Source organism: Streptomyces sp. NBC_00224, assembly GCF_041435195.1.
Lineage (GTDB): Bacteria > Actinomycetota > Actinomycetes > Streptomycetales > Streptomycetaceae > Streptomyces.
Genome location: NZ_CP108106.1, coordinates 373,355 through 390,228, shown reverse-complemented (window position 1 = coordinate 390,228; position 16,874 = coordinate 373,355). Strand labels below are relative to the sequence as shown.

Here is a 16,874-nt window from a genome sequence, read left to right as displayed (position 1 = left end):
TCCGCGGCCCCTTACTGTGCTTCGGCCTCATGGGGCAACTGCCGGAGAGCGTGGACCAGGACATCCTGGAGAACCGAATCATCTTCGCTATGGATCCCCAATGGCGTCAGGCACTCCGGGCGCAAGGTGGTGAGGCGGGGGTAGGGCGACAACGAGCGAACCAGGCGCCCGTCCGAGAGGCCCGGACCGCGCAGTCGTGCAGGTCCGGGCCGCAGACAGCGGCGTCGCCCGGAATCAGGCAGGAAGGTCCGTGACGGCAGCGGGCGTTGCCGCCACCGGCTCGGCAGCGGTGGCGACAGGGCGGGGTGCGGTGTAGTGCACGGTGCGCTGCGTGCGTTCCCTGGCCAGCTTGCCCTTGGCGACGAGGGCCTCGACGGTGTTGCGGACCACCTGGGTGCTGGCCTGCGCCCGGTCTGGGTGTGCTGCCCCGAGCTCGCGGACTACGTCACTGGCCGTACGGGGCTCTTGGTGAGTGAACAGAGCCAGCACCAGGTCACCGAGCCTGGGCCGGGTGACGGCCGTTGCCCGGGCTCGCAAAGCGCGGGCCGCGGGTGACTTCTTGTCCCGCCCCAGACCCGCCGGGCTGCCGGGCTTCGGGGCGCGCTGAGCGGGGGAAGACGCGGCCGGACCGCCCTTCGATGACGGCTTGACGCGGTCCGGAGCAGCCTCCTTGGCCGCTGTCACTGCGGGGAGTGAGGAGGAGAGGGCGTCGCGTATGCGGGTCAACAGGACACTGTCGACCTCCAGGGTCGCGAGCTGGGCCTGCAGGGCCTCGATCTCGCCCCGGATGCGGGTTTGTCCGTGCGGGTTGGTCTCCAGGTCGGCGGCGACCCGCGCGGCGTACTGGTCGGAGAGGAGGGTGCTGCCCAGCTCGGCGGTCATGAAGGCCCGCTTCCGTCAAGGGTGTTGCCTCCGGATGCTAGCCACTGGATACGCAACGGCACTGGCCAATGGCAAACATACCGACGTTGCACCGCTGTACCTCGACGGCTGGGGATCACGATCCGTTGAGCACCGGCTGCTGTTGCGGTGGGTGGGGCGGGTAGAGAAACAGACTGACGCCTGGGGCATCAGCGAAGGCGCGCCGGATACGCGGCTCGACGTCAGCCCACTCCAAGCCCCCGAGCCCCGCGCCGAGTGCGGGGATCGCCAGGGACGCGATCCCGAGACGCTGGACGGTGGCCACAAGATCTATCAGCCCGGCGTCAATGTCTTCTATCCGTGAGCGGGAGCGCCAGAGTTCCTTCGTCGGAAAGTTGATGACGTAGCGCGGCTGTGCCGCCGCGCCTGCATCCCACACGTGCATCCTGCCGACGGCAAGGTCACCGGAATGGCAGGCTTGCTTGTAGGCAGCGAACATCGCGGGGTAGGCCTTCTTGAACTGCAGGGCGAGGCCCTTGCCCATCACCCCCACCGCGTTGACGGGGTTGACCAGGGCACTGACATAGGCCTGGAGAATGTCGCCGGAGCACGCGGTAACGCGGATCGATGAGGTCATCGACCCATGACAGCAGCGGCCGCTGACAATTCGGCTCTCCACCGCCCGACCCCGTGTGCGTCACCAGCTCCTTCGCATGGATCTGCGCAGCGACGGGGGATCGGAACGTGCATTCCCCCGGGTCAGTGCCAGCGTCCCTTCGGGTATCCCTCGAACCGGGGCAGATTCGCTGGCTGCCAGCAGATCCCCGAGGAGTCCACGGGGCCGACGATCGAAGGCACGCTCGGCGCGGGCGAGGCCTCAGCAGTTTCGTGGTCGGCGGGTGATGGGGAGGCACAACATTCCGCCGGGAACCAGGATCCCGGCACGCCTCTCGCGTCAGAACTCCCCCCCTTCGAGGTTTGTGTTCCTCCCTTCAGAACCTCCCGCCTCGCGTGCATACTGGGGGCCCGGAAAGTTGCCCGGGGTACGCGGCCGACGGTCCGGGATTGTCCTCGGGCGTTACCAGGGCCGGGGTCTGACGGTGCGTCATCCGGTGGACGTCGGAGGAGGTCACCCGAGGTTCCCTCCTCGGCCGGCACCCATACGAAACATCGCGCGTGGCCCGAGTTCCACACTTCTCAGGAGCCGTCTTGCATTTACCCAAATACGTCACCGCCGCCTGTGCCACCGCCGCGGCGACGGTCTTGGCCACCTCCACGTCCGCGGCCGCGGAGACCGGCCCCGAGCAGGACAATTTCTTTCCCGCCATGGTCCATTCCATCCTCCACCTCGACATCGATGCGCCGGGTGCCAATGACTGGACCTGCCGTCCCAGCGCCGCTCACCCGCGTCCGGTCGTCCTGGTGCACGGGACCTACGAGAACCGCTACAACAACTGGGCCGGGATGTCGCCCGAGTTGAAGGCCCAGGGCTACTGCGTCTACGCCCTCGACTACGGCGACACCGACGACGCCGGAGTGGCTCTCGCTCCCACCGTCAAGGGTTACGGAGACATCAGGAAGTCCTCCAAGGAGCTGGCCGCCTTCGTGGACAAGGTGCTCGCTGCCAGCGGCTCCGGCCAGGTGGACCTTGTCGGCCACTCCCAGGGCGGGACCCTGTCCCGCTGGTATCTCAAGGCCGACGGAGGCGCGAACACGACCGACCCCTCGAAGAACAAGGTCAAGAAGGTCGTCCAGCTCGGCGCGACCAACCACGGCACCACCATGAGCGGCATCGAGACTCTCGCCGACGTGCTCCACATGCTGGGGCCCGGGGAGAAGCCCTTGGGGAAGGCGGGAGTCCAGCAGTATGAGAAGTCCGAGTTCATCAAGGAGCTCAATGCCGACGGGGACACCGTTCCCGGGGTCGAGTACACCGTGATCGGCACGAAGTACGACGAGATCACTACCCCCTGGCAGAGCACGTTCATGGCGGCGGGCCCCGGAGCAACGGTGCAGAACATCACCTTGCAGGAGGGCTGCGTCGTCGACTTCTCCGCCCATCTGAGCATGTCGTACAGCCCGCGTGCGATCGGACTGGTCAAGCGGGCCCTGGACCCCTCGGCCCCGACGGCTCCCTGTGTGCCGAGGGCGCCCGCCTTCTGATTCCGGCCCGAAGGTTCGCCTTGGCCGATCTCGATCGTCAGTCGGCCGCCGGAGGATGACCGGAAAGCGAGGCGGCCGACTCCGCCCTCCAGTACCGTGAAGATTTGGCGGCCGCCATTCTGAACGGTCTTTTCCGCCCCAGTCCTGACAGCTGCGGCTGCTTGAGATGGACCATGCACCCACACTGGCCGGGCTACAGCAGCACGCCTGGGGCGCCGCCCGACTGCCCACGGTCGGCGCCTTGTACGCTCCGACGCTGTCGTGGCGGATCATCTGCTGCTCCCTCCCGTCGCGCGTCTGGTGGGGCGCGGCTTGCGTCACCGTAACGGCGCGGTGATCATCCTTCATGGGCGGAGGTCTCCTCACGCCGTATGGCAGGGTCCGGATGGCGCTCTCATCCTCACGGATGGGGGCCAGCTCTCTTGCCCTGGTCTCCTGAGGATCCGAAGATTCCCAGGTGGGTCGGGCTGTCGCCGGTGTAGAGGACGATGTAGTAGCCGGTCCATCGCATCTGGCACTCGCCGAGCAGACTCCGCTGGTGCTCTTCATAGCTCGTGGCCTCATGGGCGGCGGTGACGAGCTTGTCGTAGTGCTCGACGGAGGGCCGGTCGGTGCCGAAATGGTGCACTACGCGGAGTGCCAGAGGGCGCAGGGTGCCGTAGTCGCCCGTGCCGGACTGTGTCGCAACAACACGGTCGATGTCGAGGATTGTATGCGTGCCCTCGGTCCCCATGAACTCCTCGTCCTCGTACAGGTCCTTGAGGCTTCGGTATTGGGTACCGTCGCCGTACTCCTCCTGGAACACCCTGTCCTGCAAGGCCGTCGCTGGGGGCTGCTCATGGCGGTGGGTGTGTTCGTGGGTGGGGCGCTGTTGGCGATGCTCGGGGTGGGGGTGATGGGGGCGGTCTTGGGCCTGCACGGGCTCCTGCTCGGCCGGTTGCCGGGCCGGTGGCTGCAGCGTCACGTTCACCGTCCCCGGGTGTGGGGAACGGGCGCCCTGCTCGTGGTGGCTAGTTGGGGCTCTCCGTTCCTGTGTGTTGTCGGCCTGGGGCTGGTGGCTGTGGGGCATGTGGCGGCGCCGGTGTCATGACCCGCGGCGGGAGAGGTTCCGGGTGGGGCGCGCTGACGCCACCCCCCAGCCGCCCGCCCCCGTACGACCACGCCGCTGGGTCCGTCTTGGCGAACCCGCCGTCCCGCCCCTCGCCTCGGCGGGGGCGGGTTGTCAGACCCGCCTACCAGAAGGGGAGTACGCGTTCGATCCGCTCTGCTGACGACGATCGGCGGTGCCCCGGCGCGGCGGTGCCAGGCGCGCAGAGCACGGTCGGCGGCAGCCGCGTCCGTCTCCAGGACGCCCTGACCGTCATCGAGTCGGTTGAGGTACAGGTCGTATCCGGACCGAGGCACGTAGGCGGGTTCTGAGCCTCACGCCGATAGCCTTTGACTGACTCAAGGGGGATGACGGTGCAGCAGTGGCCGGAAGGGCCTGGCGCCGATCAGGATGCGGCGCGGGAGCGGTACAAGTCCGACATGCGGACGACGCGGACGGCATTGAGGGAGGTCTTCCGCGCCGACATGCCCGCCGCGCATGGCGGTGTGGCCGTTGTGGTGGTGGCCGGCGTGGTGGTGGGCTGTTTCGCAGGTCCCGTCGCCGGGGGCCTGGTTGCCGCAGGCTTCGCGGTGCTGTTCTTCGTGGCGGTTGCGGTGATGTACCTGCGCGGTATCCGGGGGGCTGATGCGTGGCGTCGGTCGTATCTCTGCACCTTTGGGTGGGGGAACTGGATCTAGGCAACGGAGACGGGCTGTGCTCGCCCAGCTGCCGCTGTGTGCCACCCGCTCACCGGATCAGCGACGGCAACGACGACCAAAGCCGGTGCCGAGGTCACTCATCGCCTGCACCAGGACCATCGCCGCCGGGGGCGGGGTGAAGCTTCTATAGATCGTCAAGCCGGGCTGTGAGGTCCATAGGATGCGTTCGTGGCTCGGTTTGATGAGGTTAAGACGACGTTCTGGGGTGAGAGCCTGTTCGGGGTTCAGCCACCGCTGACCGGCGCGGTCGTTCAGGATGCCGAACGCCAGCTGGGTGTCCGTCTGCCGGCTTCGTTGCTGGAGATCCTGCGGGTCCAGAACGGCGGCCTGGTGGCGGAGCTGTGGAACGCGCTTCCGACCGATGTGCCGACGTCGTGGAGCGAGAACCATGTTCCGCTCGACGACATGATGGGCATTGGCCGTCACGACGGCCAGCCGTCGTTGCTGGACTCGGGTTACCTGGTTGAGGAATGGGGTCTTCCTTCACCTCTCGTTCTGCTCTCTGGTGATGGCCACTGCTGGATCGCCCTCGACTACCAGACATGTGGAGAGCGCGGGGAGCCGTCCGTGACGTGGTTCGACGTGGACACCGACACGGAGCTCCCGCTGGCGACGGACTTTCAGACGTTCGTCGAGCGGCTGGCCGCGGCCGCGTCGCTCGATGACGCGGACGGCAGCCGGTCGGGATCATGATCCGGCTCCGCCCGAGCCCGCCGTGTTCAGGATGCCTGTGCTCCTGAAGAGCCTGTAGACCTCGCGGGCGACGAACCTCTTGAGGCACCGCATGATGTCCTTGGTGGACATGCCCTCGGTGGTGCGTCTGGCGATGGAGTCCCGGTTCCGTTGGTCGTGCCGCATGCGGACCAGGACTGTGGTGCGCGTCGTCGAGGTGGAGCCGGGCGCAGACGTGCCCGCGGGCGTCGTCCAGGAGATACGGGCGGGATTGCCCGCGGCGGCCTGACCCTGCGGGCAGGCGCGGATGTTGCCCCGGCGGCGGGGGTGTGCAAGGACTCTTCGATCTGTGGCCGCTACGCCCCGGGGGGCTGCCTGCTGCCAGTGGCCGGTGCGATGTAGACCGATACGTGTGTGGGCCGTCCGTCGGTGTAGTGGGCTTCGGCGAGGCTGGTGACCATCTCACGGAGGATGTCCAGTGCGATCTCGAAGTCTCCCTGGGCGCCCGCGACGGGGTGGGCATCGGGCCAGACGATGACCACACGGGGAGCGTTGAGCGCATGGAGTCCGCCCCACAGGGAATCCGCGAGGGCTTCCCACACCATGCCTACGGTTCCGAGCGGCGGGTCCAGGGGAAGTGCCGCCTGCACTGCCTTGAAGAAGGCTTCCTGGTCGGTACGGGTGGCGGTGGAGAGTGTAAAGGCGGGCACGCCCTGGCGGGCGACTTCGTCGAGTATCCGGGGAATGTCCGCGCCGGCAACCTCGTGCAAACCTGGGTCAATCACCATGATCACAACGGTACCGGTGCGTCCTTGCGGTCTGCATCGCGCCCGCTGCTGGAGGAGCGCCCGGAGATCCTGGAGTGCCTGCGCACCACCGGAGACGACTGCTACGTCATGAAGGTGGCGGGCACGTCGATGGCCCACCTGGAGGAGATCGTCGACGAGCTGGCCGAGTTCGGCAGCACCACCACCAACCTCGTCGTCAGCCGGACGTTTCCGTTGTGCGGCCCGGGGTGCCTCGGGTGAACACCGTCGGGTAGGCGCTGACGTGGCGTGGGCGCCACTGCATCGCCAAGGCCCGACCTGGTGCCCAGTAGCGGCGACCGCCCAGGCGCCCGGGAAGACCATCGCCGTCGGGAGCAGCTGTATCAACCCATCGGCGAGGACCCATTGCCCGACCCAGCTGACTGCCCCATCACCGGGCCGGTCTCGGAGAGCGTCCGGCCCGCGTCGGCTGAGCACGTGGCCGTGAGGTTCTGCAGGAAGGAGCGGAACAGAGACGGCGGGAACCGCCTTTGGGGTCTCCCGGCGCCGGGGGCCGCTTGTGGCTCCAGGGTCTGGGCACCCGCTCGGGCTGGGCCCCCGCTGCCGTGCTCGACGACGAGGCCCAGGCGCCATCCAGGACCACAGCGATGGCCATGCCTGGCGCGCTTGCGGTGCCTTGAGGGCCTACTGCGCCCTCGCGGTGGCGGGGCGGCCGCTGACGGGGAGGCCAGGGCCGCCCCTTCGCGTGGTACGGCGGGCTTGGCGTTGAAGAGTGGCTGGCTGAATTGGTTGTGCGGAGCAGTTGTCACATCCGCGCTCCACCCCTTGTCCCGGGGTGGGGCGCGGATGGACTCTGTGTCCCGTCCTGTCCGTCACAGGGAGGGTCCCTTGAAGCGACTCAGATCCGACGTCTTACCCGGAGTGCGGCGGCGCCTCGCCCGCGTGGCCGCGCTCGCACTGCTCGTCCCGCTCGCCGCACTCGTCCCGACCGGCGCGGCCCACGCCGCGGACACGGCGAACTGCGGGCCGGGGTCGACCAGCGACCGCGACGCCGTCTGCACCCTCACCACCACCGACGCCACCCACATGCGGATCGACCAGCCCTTCGTGGCCGGTCCCAGCTACGAGTACGACCGGATCGTCTTCCAGCCGGGCGACGAGATCACCATCGACGCCGGCGGCTGTGTGCAGACGGGCGGCAGCGGCGAGACCTGGAAGCGGTACCTGGACCCGCGCGGGTCGGGCAGCGGCTACCCGGCCGGCCTGTACTGGGGCTGGGTCACCATCCCCGGCGCGTACTACGCCGACAAGCCCGAGCAGCCGGTCACCCACGTCCCGCTCGGCGACATCGTCTTCGGGAAGCACACCCTCAAGATCGCGGCTCTGGGCGACCCCGCCGACTTCGTCCAGCCCCTCGACCTGATCGTCGGCTACACGGACGACGAGTACGGCGACAACGGCTACTACAACCACGACGACGGCAACGACAACCAGTGCTCCCTCGACCACGACGGCGGCTCGGCCTGGCTGACCCTCTCCGTCAACCACGGCACGCCGGGACCGATGCCGGCGCTGCACCCCAAGCCGTTCGACCTCGTGCCCACCGGGTACGACAGCAACCTGCTGTTCCGGGACCCGGTGTGGGGCTGGCAGGCCAACGGCGGGACAGTGGGCAACGAGGGGAACTACGTCAGGCAGTGCTACACAGGCGTGCCCTGCACCTCGCAGACCACCGACGAGGACCGCATCGGCTGGGACCTGTTCGAGATCTTCGGGCTCTGCGGCGGTGATCCGCCGACCGGGCACCGCAACTGGTTCGACGTCACCTACACCGGCTCGATCGACTTCGACGAGCACGCGGGCGGGATCGGCGGCGACGACGACTACAACATGGCCCTGAAACCCAGGGACTTCAAGGGGACCGGGCCCGCGGGGGCCACCGCAGGCAACCCGGACGAGGTGAAGCTGGAGTTCGACTCGGACGAGACGGTCGACCACTTCGACCACCAGCCGTGGTGGGCCGAGTTCCACGACGCCGTCGACGACGACGACCGGGGCCGGATCGACCGGATGGTCAAGGACCACGACGCCGTGGTCACCGGCCTGATGGGCATCGACCAGGTGCACGCGCCCGGCGGCGCCGAGATCCACCCGGTGCACACCCTCGCGATCCGCGAGAGTGCGCCCGGCGCGATCAACACGGCGAACGACGCCTGGGTGTTCATGGTCCGCAACTCGGGCAACGAGGGCGAGTGCGGCTCCCAGCAGCACTATCTGGACGCGCACTCGATCACCGTCGACGTGCCGCGCCCGCCCGGCGTGCCCGCGAACGCGACGGCTTCGCTGGTCGGCAACAACGAGTTCCTGGCGCACGGGACCCGCAGCGCGCCCGCCGTCCACAACTCCAAGGGCGGGGTGCAGGTCACCTTCACGCTGCCCAACGGCGAGAACAAGCCGTGGGAGGTCGGCGAGCTGCATTTGAACTGGACGGGTACGGGTCTCGCACCCGCCCCGACCGCGTCCCCGGCCCCCAAGGCCACCGCCGCACAGAGCCCGCGGCTCGTCGCGGAGGAGCCCGGCGAGGAGAACGACCCGGAGGCGCGCATCTCCAAGGCGTTCGAGGCGCTCACGCCCGCCCAACAGGCCCTGGCCAAGGACATGTTCGCGCAGCTCAGGCCACCGAAGACTGTCGACGACGAGACGACGGCGACCGCCTATGTGACCGGCACCGCGCCTGCCTTCCCGACGAGCGTGCCGACCGTGTCGCACGCACCCGATCCGCGCGGACTCGCCCGGCTGCACGCGCAGTTCCAGGCGCTCTGCTCGGCGAGCGGCGGAAACCTGCCGGGCCTGGACATCTGCCCGACCCTCAACCAGCCGCCGCTGACCCGGCTCACCACCACCGGCGGCACCCCGGGCCAGAACGGCTGGCTGGTGTCGCCCGTGACCGCGACGCTCACGGCGTACGACGCGAACGGCTCGGGGATCGACCGTACCGAGTACAGCTACGACGGCCAGACCTGGCTGCCGTACACCGGCCCGTTCACACTGCCGGACGGCGACTACACCTTCTCGTACCGGTCCAAGGACAAGAAGGGGAACCTGGAGGAGATCCGGGGCAAGGCCTTCAAGATCGATACGAAGGCGCCGGCCACCACGGCGGCCCTCGTGCCGCCCGCCAACGGGAACGGCTGGATCGCCGCCGACGGGACCGTGACCCTGCACGCCACGGACCCGGTGCCGGGCTCCGGGGTCGCGAGCATCACCTACTCCACGTCCGGCGCGCAGACGACGCCCCCGGCCACCGTCGCCGGGGACTCGGCCGCGCTCACGATCGCACGGGAGGGCGAGACCGTCATCACCTTCCACGCGACCGACAAGGCCGGGAACGCCGAGCCCGACAGGACACTGACCGTACGGGTCGACAAGACACCGGCGGCGTCCAGGTTCACCACGGCGGACGGCACGATCTTCATCGCCGTCGACATCGGCGCCCCGGACACCCAGTTCGTGACGGGCACCGCGACCGACGCCGCGGCCGGTGTCGACGAGGTGACCGTGACGTTCACACCGACCCTGCTGGGGCAAACGCAGTCCGCGAAGGCGGCGGTGACCTGCACGGACGCCTCACGGCACAGCTGTACGTGGAAGGTGGCGCCACCGCGCGGCATCGGTACGTACAAAGTGACGTCCACCGCGACCGACCGGGCCGGGAACAAGGAGACGGCCGGAAGCGGCATTCACATCACCGTGATCCGGCTGCTCCTGTGACCGCTTAGGAGCGGTCCGGGGAGATGGGGCCCGCGTCGCCGCCCTCCGTCGGGTGCGGATGGGGCGGGCCTTCCTCGAAATCTTCTCCGACACGTCGCGGACGTAGGCTACCGGCGGCCACGCGTCACCGGCCCGCGGTGTCCTCGGCCTCCCAGCGCAGCAGGTCGCCCGGCTGGCATTCGAGTACCTCGCAGAGCGCGGTGAGCCTCGCGAAGCGCACCGCCTTGGCGCGGCCGTTCTTGAGTACCGCCAGGTTGGCGGGGGTGATCCCTATGCGGTCCGCGAGTTCGCCCACGGACATCTTGCGTTTGTCCGGCATCACGTCGATGTCGACGGCGATCGGCATCAGGTCCGTTGCTCGGGCGCCGCTGACCAGGACTTCCTGATGGAGATGACCAACCCGCCCCCCGGCGACTGCTGCCGCCGCAGGCGGCCTCAGCTGATCCTCTCGGCCGCGCAGGGAAGCCCCGGCCGTCGGCGGGGACCTGGGCGACATTGGTGTCGGGCGTCCAGGCGAGCGGCGACGCTGCGGGTCAGAGTCTCTGAATCGATTAGTCAGTCCAGAGAGAAGCGCCTCTGTGCGGGCTGTGTGGGAGGGGCGGTCGGCCGGCCCCGGGCGGATTCGTCGGAGTCGCTTTCGGATTCGAGCAGCATCCGCCCGGGGGTGTGCTGCTGGGGCGGGAGGGCGGGGCTGTTGGCGGCGGAGGCCGGTGATTCGTGACCCGGGACCCATTCCCCGCCGGAGTCCGAGCCGGCAGCGTTGGCGGCCTCCAGCGCCACGCGTTCGGACCTGGTGGGGCTGGGGTCGCCGGCGTACGCGTCCGCGACCCGCTCGCCCGCCCTCGGCTTGCCCTGCTTCTCGTTGGTCCGCTTGATGAAGTCCTGCAGAAGGTTGGGGTTCTCCAGCAACGGGAGTTCGAGGCCGGGAGCGCTCTTGCCGGTGGCGGCCTTGAAGGCGCCGCGCGCGAAGGAGACGCAGTTGTAGCGGAGGAGACTGTATTTCTCGTTCTCGTGCTGGTCGATGTACTCCTTGAACTTGAGGACCTGTTCCTGCGTCAGGTCCGTCTCGAACGCGGAGGTGGCCCCTTCGGGCAGGTCCCAGTTCCTCTTCACGACGCCGGGCACGGTACTGAGTGCCTCGCGGCGCCCGTCCAGGGGACTGGAAGGGAAGAAGCCGTAGGACTTGTACGAGGTGGAGCCACCGGTCTTGGTGTAGAGGACCACCCAGGCGTGGCCGATATCGTTACCGTCCCAGTATTGGGGATCGACCATCCGGCGCTGCTTCTTGACCTGGATCTGGAGCCGGTAGGTGACGGCGTCCGACGGACCGGCGTCCGTGCTGTCGGCCCCGGCCCGCTGGACCGTCGGCGGGGTGGGCGCGCCACGCGTGGATGCGGAGCGGCGGGCGGCCAGCGCCTTGGCCAGTGCGCCGTTGCCGGCGGCGCGCTGCAGAACGTGCATCCCCGGGCCAGGCGGATGGGTCACGGAGTTGGGCGCGTTGTGGGCGGTCATGGCCAGGGCCGTTTCTGGCAGACGTGCGGATGTGGCCTCTCGCAGCGGGGTGTGAGGCGTACGGGGTGTGCTGTCGGGTTTGCGTTCACGCTCGGGCATACCTGCTCCTGATGCTGAGGCCGTTGACGTCTGCCTACAGCCAAGCCCACCCGGGAAGCCGCTCGCTGTCGAGGAGCGCAGAGACAGGAGGAGGGGCAGACGTACCCAGTCGGGTTCCGGGGGGGGCAGGACCAGGAGACAGCCGGGGCCGGGCTGAGTCTGCATTCTCTGCCGGGACCGGAACCACAGCTTGAGCACGCGGCCGTACCTTCTTGGGTGCGTCCCACGAGTTCGCGACTCTGGGACTGCGCGGGTGGGGCAGGGATGGTTTCACGCCGGTTGCCCTTGATGGCTCAGGTGGCTGATCCCCCTGCCCCGCCACTTCTTCCGGACAGCTGATTAGGCAGTACTGCAGCCGCAGTGGACGTGACTGCCCGCGAGCCGCTCGTTGCGCCAGTCATGGGTGGGGATGTCACGGTTGACGAGGTGCACGGCTGGGCTGCGGGCCTGGATGGTCTGCACGCTGGCCTCCATCCGTCTGTGGCTCAGCCCGTGATCGGGCGGGCAGGTAAAGCGGTGGTCGTCTGATTGGCTTCCCTGCCATGATCTGGGTGTGACCACGTTGTTCCTGATGGTCGGCCTGCCAGGGGCCGGAAAGACCACGCGGGCTCGGCAGCTCGCTGCGGAGCACGGTGCGCTGCGCCTGACGCCCGACGACTGGATGATTCCCCTGTTCGGCGAGGCGGAGGCGGACGGCAAGCGCGACGTGCTGGAGGGCCGCATGCTCTGGCTCGCCTTGGAGGCGGTCAAACTGGGCACCAACGTCGTCGTGGACTTCGGCTGTTGGTCACGGGACGAACGGTCCGCGATCCGCTGGCTTGTGGAGGCCGAGGATGCGTGCTTCCGCATGGTCTACCTGCCGGTGGACGATAGGACCCAACGCGCCCGTATCGCCCATCGCTGGGCGACCACCCCAGAAGAGACGTTGCCGATGTCCGAGGCCGACATCCTGCACGGGTGGGCGCATTTTGAGGAACCCGACGCGGCGGAGCTGGAGGGCCGCAGGGTCGTTGGCCCGCCACCCGGCTGGGTGGGCTGGCGGGAGTGGGCCGCCGACCGGTGGCCGTCGTTCACGTGACTGCTGCGGCCCTTCAGCTCCGCCGCGTCGGGCGTGCCTGCACTTGCCCGAAATGATCCGTCGGACAGGCCCTAGTAGTGCTTTGTTACTGACCTTTCCGTTGGGTTGTCGGGCGGTGTCAGGTCACGGGGGAGAGACCGGTGCCATCCAGACATCCGTTGATCAGGGCTGGTGTGTGCTGGATGTGTCGCAGGCCGCTGCGGACGGCCTGGACGAGGTGGTCTCGGTTGGCGAAGACGGTGTTCGCTGTCACGGCCCGCCGCAGAAGAGACCAGATCCCTTCGACAGGGTTCAAGTCCGGTGCGTATGACGGCAGCTGGATGATGGTCAGCCAGTCGTGATCGGCTGCGTAGTCGCGGATTCCGGTGCTGCGGTGGACGTTGAGATTGTCCCAGGTCACGACGATGGGGCCGCCGAGTTGGAGATGGGCACGCACGAGCAGGTCACGGTAGTTCTGCCAGGTGAAGCCTCGTTGAGCGCCCAAGTGGTGGCCCTGGATCCGGGGCCGGAAGATGAGCCGGCTGCGTTCGCCGGGTTTGTAGCAGGCGAGCGCGGCCAGGGTCACCCGGCCGCGGGAGGCGCCGTTGAACCTGATCACAGGGGTCCTTCCCTTCGGCGCCCAGGTGCGTCCATGGTGCGACGTCATCGTGACAGCGGCTTCGTCCTCGAAGACGAGCCAGGCCCCGAGCGCCGCCGCGGGGCTTTGCCGACGGCCAGGTCTCCTTCACCCAGCCCGCAACGGCCGCCTCGTTCCGTTCCACTGCCCGCCGCGCGGGCTGCTGACAGGACCAGCCGTGACGCCGCAGCAACTCCCACACTCCACGGACGGACAGGCACACACCCAGCGTCTCGGCGATGAGCACCTGCACCCGGGACAGGGTCCACCGCTCATTGGGCCACCCATGGAACACCGTCCCGAGCAGCAGCCTTTGCTCCACGGCGGCGAACTCCTCGGAGCCCACCTTCGGGCTCTTGGCCGGTCCTGAACAGCGCAGGCCAGCAGCACTGTTCTCCTTCCATGCCCGCCGCCACCGCTCGACCGAACGGACACTCACCCGAAGGTCCTTCGCAATCACGGAGTTCTTCTCACCCTGCTCAAAGCCCTTTGCCGCCAGCATCCTTATCCGTTCCCGGGCGGCTTGTTCATGGGGCCTGAGCCCACCCCCTTGCGCATACCTCATACCACTGAGATAGCGCGAAGCCCCGTCAGCGTCACCCCCGACAACCCAACGGAAAGGTCAGTAACAAAGCACTACTAGGGCTGCGACCGGGAAGGTTTGCCGGGAACCGCCGGACCGCACGTTCGCCTTCGACGAGTTCGGGCCGCCCACCGTCGGCTCCTGCAGGCAGAAACAGGGGGCGGGCCCGGCCACACCGTCCAGACCCGGGTCCTGCACGCTTACCTGAGCTGGCGCAACAGCAATGCCCGCCCGCTCGACATACTGGCCGCCCAGCGCCGTGAGCGTGCCCGCATCCGCGGTGAACGTCAGCAGCGCTGGGTTCGCCCACGTCCCGAAGCGGCGTGATCACGCAGGGATGCACTGCAGTCGATGCCTGAGGTCACTCACTCATTTCGCCAATCGGAAGTGCACGATGGCGATGGTGTCGGTCGCCTCGATCTGGGGGTAGTGAAACCGCAGTCTGTCGTGAAGCTCGGCGAGACTACGGAAACCGTCCGCTTGGGCGTCCGACTCGCTCAGCTGGGCAATCGTCTTAGCGGTGACCTGCGTGACGACACCCGGTAGTGCTACCTCCTCGTCCAACTCGAACACCAGGCTCACCGGGCCCGTCTCCACCGGGTCATGGAAACGTACCGTGGTCGTCTTCTGTTCGGCGCGTACTGCATCGAGATAGTCGGGATGGAAGTACAGGGTCTGAGTCGCCGTTGAGTGCTGCCATGAAGTGCTGTCGTCCATTCGGCGCACCCTAACGGAACGAGCAAACCCTCCGTGTCACACAATCCGGTGGATGCCCCGGGCCCCGGGCCGGCGAACGTTTCCGGTCACAGCGAGGGCCGTACCAGCAAGCAGGCGCGGCGTCACCCTCGGGCACGCCCTGCCGCTGTGGCGGTGGACGACCCAAAACAGCGGTGCAGCGCCTAGAAGAGGGTGTTGTAGGTGTTCCAGCCGCCGCCGATCTTGACGCGGGTCTTGAACGGGGCGTTGGTGATGCCGGAGCAAAGCGTCGATTGGATGCTTACGCGAACGCGAGGTCTGAGACGGGCGGGGGTCCGGAGTCGCAAGGGGCAGGAGCCCAGTCGTACCTGCACAACTTGCTCTGGACTCCTGAGGCTTCCGGTACAGCGCGTGCTCATGTCGTCGAGCAACGCCTGGTTGGGGTAACAGGCTCTGCCTCTCCGTATTGGAAGCAGAGCCCGGCCTCCTGCGGACCGAAGTGCCCTTCTGCGCACCGAACTTGGATGGTGAAGACGCCATGCCAGAGGAGCTCACCGACGTCGGAAACGTGAGCCAGTCCCGATACGAGCAGATCGTGAGCAAGCTGCGGGACGTGGTCGAACAGCAGACACGCGGGCAGTTCACGATCGGGGACCGCGCCCTGGAGATCGAGCCGATGCGACCGCGGGGCGGGCAGAGTGCGGCGCCGCACTGGCAGCGCACCCGGACCGCGTTCTGCGTGGGTGAGCTTCGGTCAACCTGAGTGGTAGCTGCCAGAGCGGGCTGCCCCTGTGGGCGGAGGGCTGTTTCATACGAGCGTGAGACGCTGCCCACGCCGCCCGGCTCGTAACGTGGGTGGCCTCTTTGAAAGAGGTTCAGACCGCAGTTCCGTGAATGCCCAGGTCAGGGGCGGCATGCAGGAACGTTCCCCTGTGGGACACCCTGCGCATGGGGGTTGAATCGCTCGATGATGTTCTGTTTTCCGGATCAGCCGTCCAGGGCCCGCGCATCCGTCCCCGGCGCCGTCTGGCCGCAATCGGCATGGCCGCCGCCCTGGTGCTCGCACTGCTCGCGCTTGGTCTGGGCGCCGCCGCCGCATTGCTGGCGGCGGTCTGCGGGGTGCCTGTGGCGCTGGCCGGAAACAGCGTGGCCATACCTTCGGTGTCCTTCTCATGGCGGAGATGGCCCGCACGCTGCGCGGCGTCTCCAGCTCGGTGGCCGTGACGCGGGCCCGCCACGCGCACCGCAGGGCGGGCGGCACGTGGTGGGAAGTGGGGCAGTTGGCCGCGGCCGAGAACGATGCCGTCTCCGCCGGCCGCCTCGTGCGCGTGGCGCTGCGGCACGCCGACACCCACGGCATCGGCCTGGTGGCCGCCGCCCGCACCCCCGAGCTGGAACGCGCCTACCTGCGGCTCGGCTTCCGCCCCGACCCGGCTCACCCGCCTGCCCTGGTCCGCCCGCCGGGAGATGCCCGCGGCGGGCACCGGTGAGGCCTACGGCCTGGGACGGTGGTCGTCTTTGACCGGCCGGGTGACGAACTGCCCCGGGGTGGCGGGGCCGGGCAGGTACCGATGGGGATTTCGCCCGAAGCCCGGCAGGTAGGAGGACCATCGCGGGACCGCTGCCTTCGGCCGGGGCCAGACGCCTCACGGCCCCAGGCCGTCAAGGGGGTGAACTGGGGAGCACGTGTAGCTTTGCTGACTGTTCGATTAGCAGCGCAAGGGAGGGCCTCAGATGAACAGGGACACGAGGTGATCCAGCTCCCCGAAGGGTCCTGGTGGGACTGGGACGTGGTGGAGTGGAACGCGGGCCGGCTGTGCCTGGGCGCCGGGCACGACATTTCCTACGCTCACCACTTGGAATTGGTCTTCGCTGACCCGGTCCTGGTCAGGTGCCCTTCCAGCTTCCAGGATCCGGCCTTCCGTGCACCAACGCCGGACGAGATGCGGCTGGTTGTCGACCAGGTCGGGGAAACACCCCCTGTCGTCCTGGCCTTCGAAGCGGACGCAGGCGGCACAAACCAGGCTTCGTGCCTGATCGCTGCAGGACAGCTCGACATCGTTCAGGGCTCCGTTTTCCGATACTGGCGCGAGCTGGCAGCCGGGGAAAGGCTCGCGCCCTGGGTGCGACCTCCCGCGGTCTGACGGAGCGTGATCTATGCGGCGACTGTTTAGGCAGCTTTCGACGAGGCAGGGAGGGCCAGTGCTTCGTCCTCGGCGGCTTTGGCCACTGCTCTCCTTTACCCGGGGC

Annotated in this window: 17 protein-coding genes and 4 pseudogenes; 10 read left to right on the top strand and 11 right to left on the bottom strand. The window is 68.3% G+C overall.

What is annotated here, in order from left to right; all coding sequences use genetic code 11:
- Nucleotides 1–234 precede the first annotated feature (234 nt).
- Both OG965_RS01895 and OG965_RS01890 read right to left on the bottom strand, forming a co-directional pair.
- Nucleotides 235–882: a hypothetical protein gene (locus OG965_RS01895; RefSeq protein WP_371648386.1), complete on the bottom strand. Its 648-nt coding sequence runs from the start codon at nucleotides 880–882 to the stop codon at nucleotides 235–237.
- Nucleotides 883–997: 115 nt separating this feature from the next.
- A complete protein-coding gene (locus tag OG965_RS01890) occupies nucleotides 998–1,498 on the bottom strand; it encodes a macro domain-containing protein (protein ID WP_371648384.1) in 501 nt (166 codons plus the stop codon).
- 572 nt (nucleotides 1,499–2,070) lie between these two features.
- Here OG965_RS01890 and OG965_RS01885 point away from each other — a divergent pair.
- Nucleotides 2,071–3,024: an esterase/lipase family protein gene (locus OG965_RS01885; protein WP_371648382.1), complete on the top strand. Its 954-nt coding sequence runs from the start codon at nucleotides 2,071–2,073 to the stop codon at nucleotides 3,022–3,024.
- Between the two features lie 400 nt (nucleotides 3,025–3,424).
- Here OG965_RS01885 and OG965_RS01880 read toward each other — a convergent pair whose 3' ends face one another.
- The gene (locus tag OG965_RS01880) at nucleotides 3,425–3,988 is read right to left on the bottom strand and encodes a hypothetical protein (RefSeq protein WP_371648381.1); all 564 of its coding nucleotides are present in this window, start codon (nucleotides 3,986–3,988) and stop codon (nucleotides 3,425–3,427) included.
- Between the two features lie 491 nt (nucleotides 3,989–4,479).
- Here OG965_RS01880 and OG965_RS01875 point away from each other — a divergent pair, with 491 nt between their 5' ends.
- Nucleotides 4,480–4,809: a hypothetical protein gene (locus OG965_RS01875; protein ID WP_371648380.1), complete on the top strand. Its 330-nt coding sequence runs from the start codon at nucleotides 4,480–4,482 to the stop codon at nucleotides 4,807–4,809.
- Nucleotides 4,810–4,998: 189 nt separating this feature from the next.
- Nucleotides 4,999–5,523 (top strand): SMI1/KNR4 family protein, encoded by a 525-nt coding sequence (locus OG965_RS01870; RefSeq protein WP_371648378.1) that lies wholly within the window; start codon nucleotides 4,999–5,001, stop codon nucleotides 5,521–5,523.
- On the opposite strand, the gene OG965_RS01865 is transcribed toward OG965_RS01870, so the two are convergent.
- Nucleotides 5,518–5,688, bottom strand: a complete 171-nt coding sequence (locus OG965_RS01865) for a hypothetical protein (RefSeq protein ID WP_371648376.1) — start codon at nucleotides 5,686–5,688, stop codon at nucleotides 5,518–5,520. The two genes, OG965_RS01870 and OG965_RS01865, sit on opposite strands and share 6 nt — an antisense overlap.
- Before the next feature lie 170 nt (nucleotides 5,689–5,858).
- A complete protein-coding gene (locus OG965_RS01860) occupies nucleotides 5,859–6,290 on the bottom strand; it encodes a barstar family protein (RefSeq protein ID WP_371648374.1) in 432 nt (143 codons plus the stop codon).
- Nucleotides 6,291–6,329: 39 nt separating this feature from the next.
- Between OG965_RS01860 and OG965_RS01855 the strand changes: the two are divergent.
- Nucleotides 6,330–6,530: pseudogene (locus OG965_RS01855) on the top strand (Lrp/AsnC ligand binding domain-containing protein); the annotation flags it as partial.
- 627 nt (nucleotides 6,531–7,157) lie between these two features.
- Entirely contained in the window at nucleotides 7,158–10,040 is a 2,883-nt protein-coding gene (locus OG965_RS01850; RefSeq protein WP_371648372.1) for an OmpL47-type beta-barrel domain-containing protein, read from the top strand.
- Between the two features lie 124 nt (nucleotides 10,041–10,164).
- Here OG965_RS01850 and OG965_RS01845 read toward each other — a convergent pair whose 3' ends face one another.
- From OG965_RS01845 to OG965_RS01835, 3 genes are all read right to left on the bottom strand, one after another.
- Nucleotides 10,165–10,386, bottom strand: a complete 222-nt coding sequence (locus tag OG965_RS01845; RefSeq protein ID WP_371648370.1) for a helix-turn-helix domain-containing protein — start codon at nucleotides 10,384–10,386, stop codon at nucleotides 10,165–10,167.
- Nucleotides 10,387–10,595: 209 nt separating this feature from the next.
- Complete coding sequence (locus OG965_RS01840) at nucleotides 10,596–11,651, bottom strand: hypothetical protein (RefSeq protein ID WP_371648368.1); 1,056 nt, start codon at nucleotides 11,649–11,651, stop codon at nucleotides 10,596–10,598.
- 339 nt (nucleotides 11,652–11,990) lie between these two features.
- Nucleotides 11,991–12,113 (bottom strand): hypothetical protein, encoded by a 123-nt coding sequence (locus OG965_RS01835; RefSeq protein WP_371648366.1) that lies wholly within the window; start codon nucleotides 12,111–12,113, stop codon nucleotides 11,991–11,993.
- Between the two features lie 91 nt (nucleotides 12,114–12,204).
- On the opposite strand from OG965_RS01835, the gene OG965_RS01830 reads away from it, so the two are divergent.
- A complete protein-coding gene (locus OG965_RS01830; protein ID WP_371648364.1) occupies nucleotides 12,205–12,729 on the top strand; it encodes an AAA family ATPase in 525 nt (174 codons plus the stop codon).
- Nucleotides 12,730–12,847: 118 nt separating this feature from the next.
- Here OG965_RS01830 and OG965_RS01825 read toward each other — a convergent pair whose 3' ends face one another.
- Both OG965_RS01825 and OG965_RS01820 read right to left on the bottom strand, forming a co-directional pair.
- Complete coding sequence (locus OG965_RS01825) at nucleotides 12,848–13,375, bottom strand: transposase (protein WP_371648362.1); 528 nt, start codon at nucleotides 13,373–13,375, stop codon at nucleotides 12,848–12,850.
- Nucleotides 13,376–13,505: 130 nt separating this feature from the next.
- Nucleotides 13,506–13,847, bottom strand: a pseudogene (locus tag OG965_RS01820) (winged helix-turn-helix domain-containing protein); the annotation flags it as partial.
- Nucleotides 13,848–14,093: 246 nt separating this feature from the next.
- Between OG965_RS01820 and OG965_RS01815 the strand changes: the two are divergent.
- Nucleotides 14,094–14,255: pseudogene (locus tag OG965_RS01815) on the top strand (IS630 family transposase); the annotation flags it as partial.
- Nucleotides 14,256–14,297: 42 nt separating this feature from the next.
- Here the strand turns inward: OG965_RS01815 and OG965_RS01810 are convergent.
- Entirely contained in the window at nucleotides 14,298–14,645 is a 348-nt protein-coding gene (locus OG965_RS01810) for an ASCH domain-containing protein (protein WP_371648361.1), read from the bottom strand.
- Between the two features lie 517 nt (nucleotides 14,646–15,162).
- On the opposite strand from OG965_RS01810, the pseudogene OG965_RS01805 reads away from it, so the two are divergent.
- The 3 genes and pseudogenes from OG965_RS01805 to OG965_RS01795 form a co-directional block, all read left to right on the top strand.
- Nucleotides 15,163–15,330, top strand: a pseudogene (locus OG965_RS01805) (RacO protein); the annotation flags it as partial.
- A gap of 466 nt (nucleotides 15,331–15,796) precedes the next feature.
- Complete coding sequence (locus OG965_RS01800; RefSeq protein WP_371648359.1) at nucleotides 15,797–16,114, top strand: hypothetical protein; 318 nt, start codon at nucleotides 15,797–15,799, stop codon at nucleotides 16,112–16,114.
- Nucleotides 16,115–16,375: 261 nt separating this feature from the next.
- Complete coding sequence (locus OG965_RS01795; RefSeq protein ID WP_371648357.1) at nucleotides 16,376–16,768, top strand: hypothetical protein; 393 nt, start codon at nucleotides 16,376–16,378, stop codon at nucleotides 16,766–16,768.
- Nucleotides 16,769–16,874 lie beyond the last annotated feature (106 nt).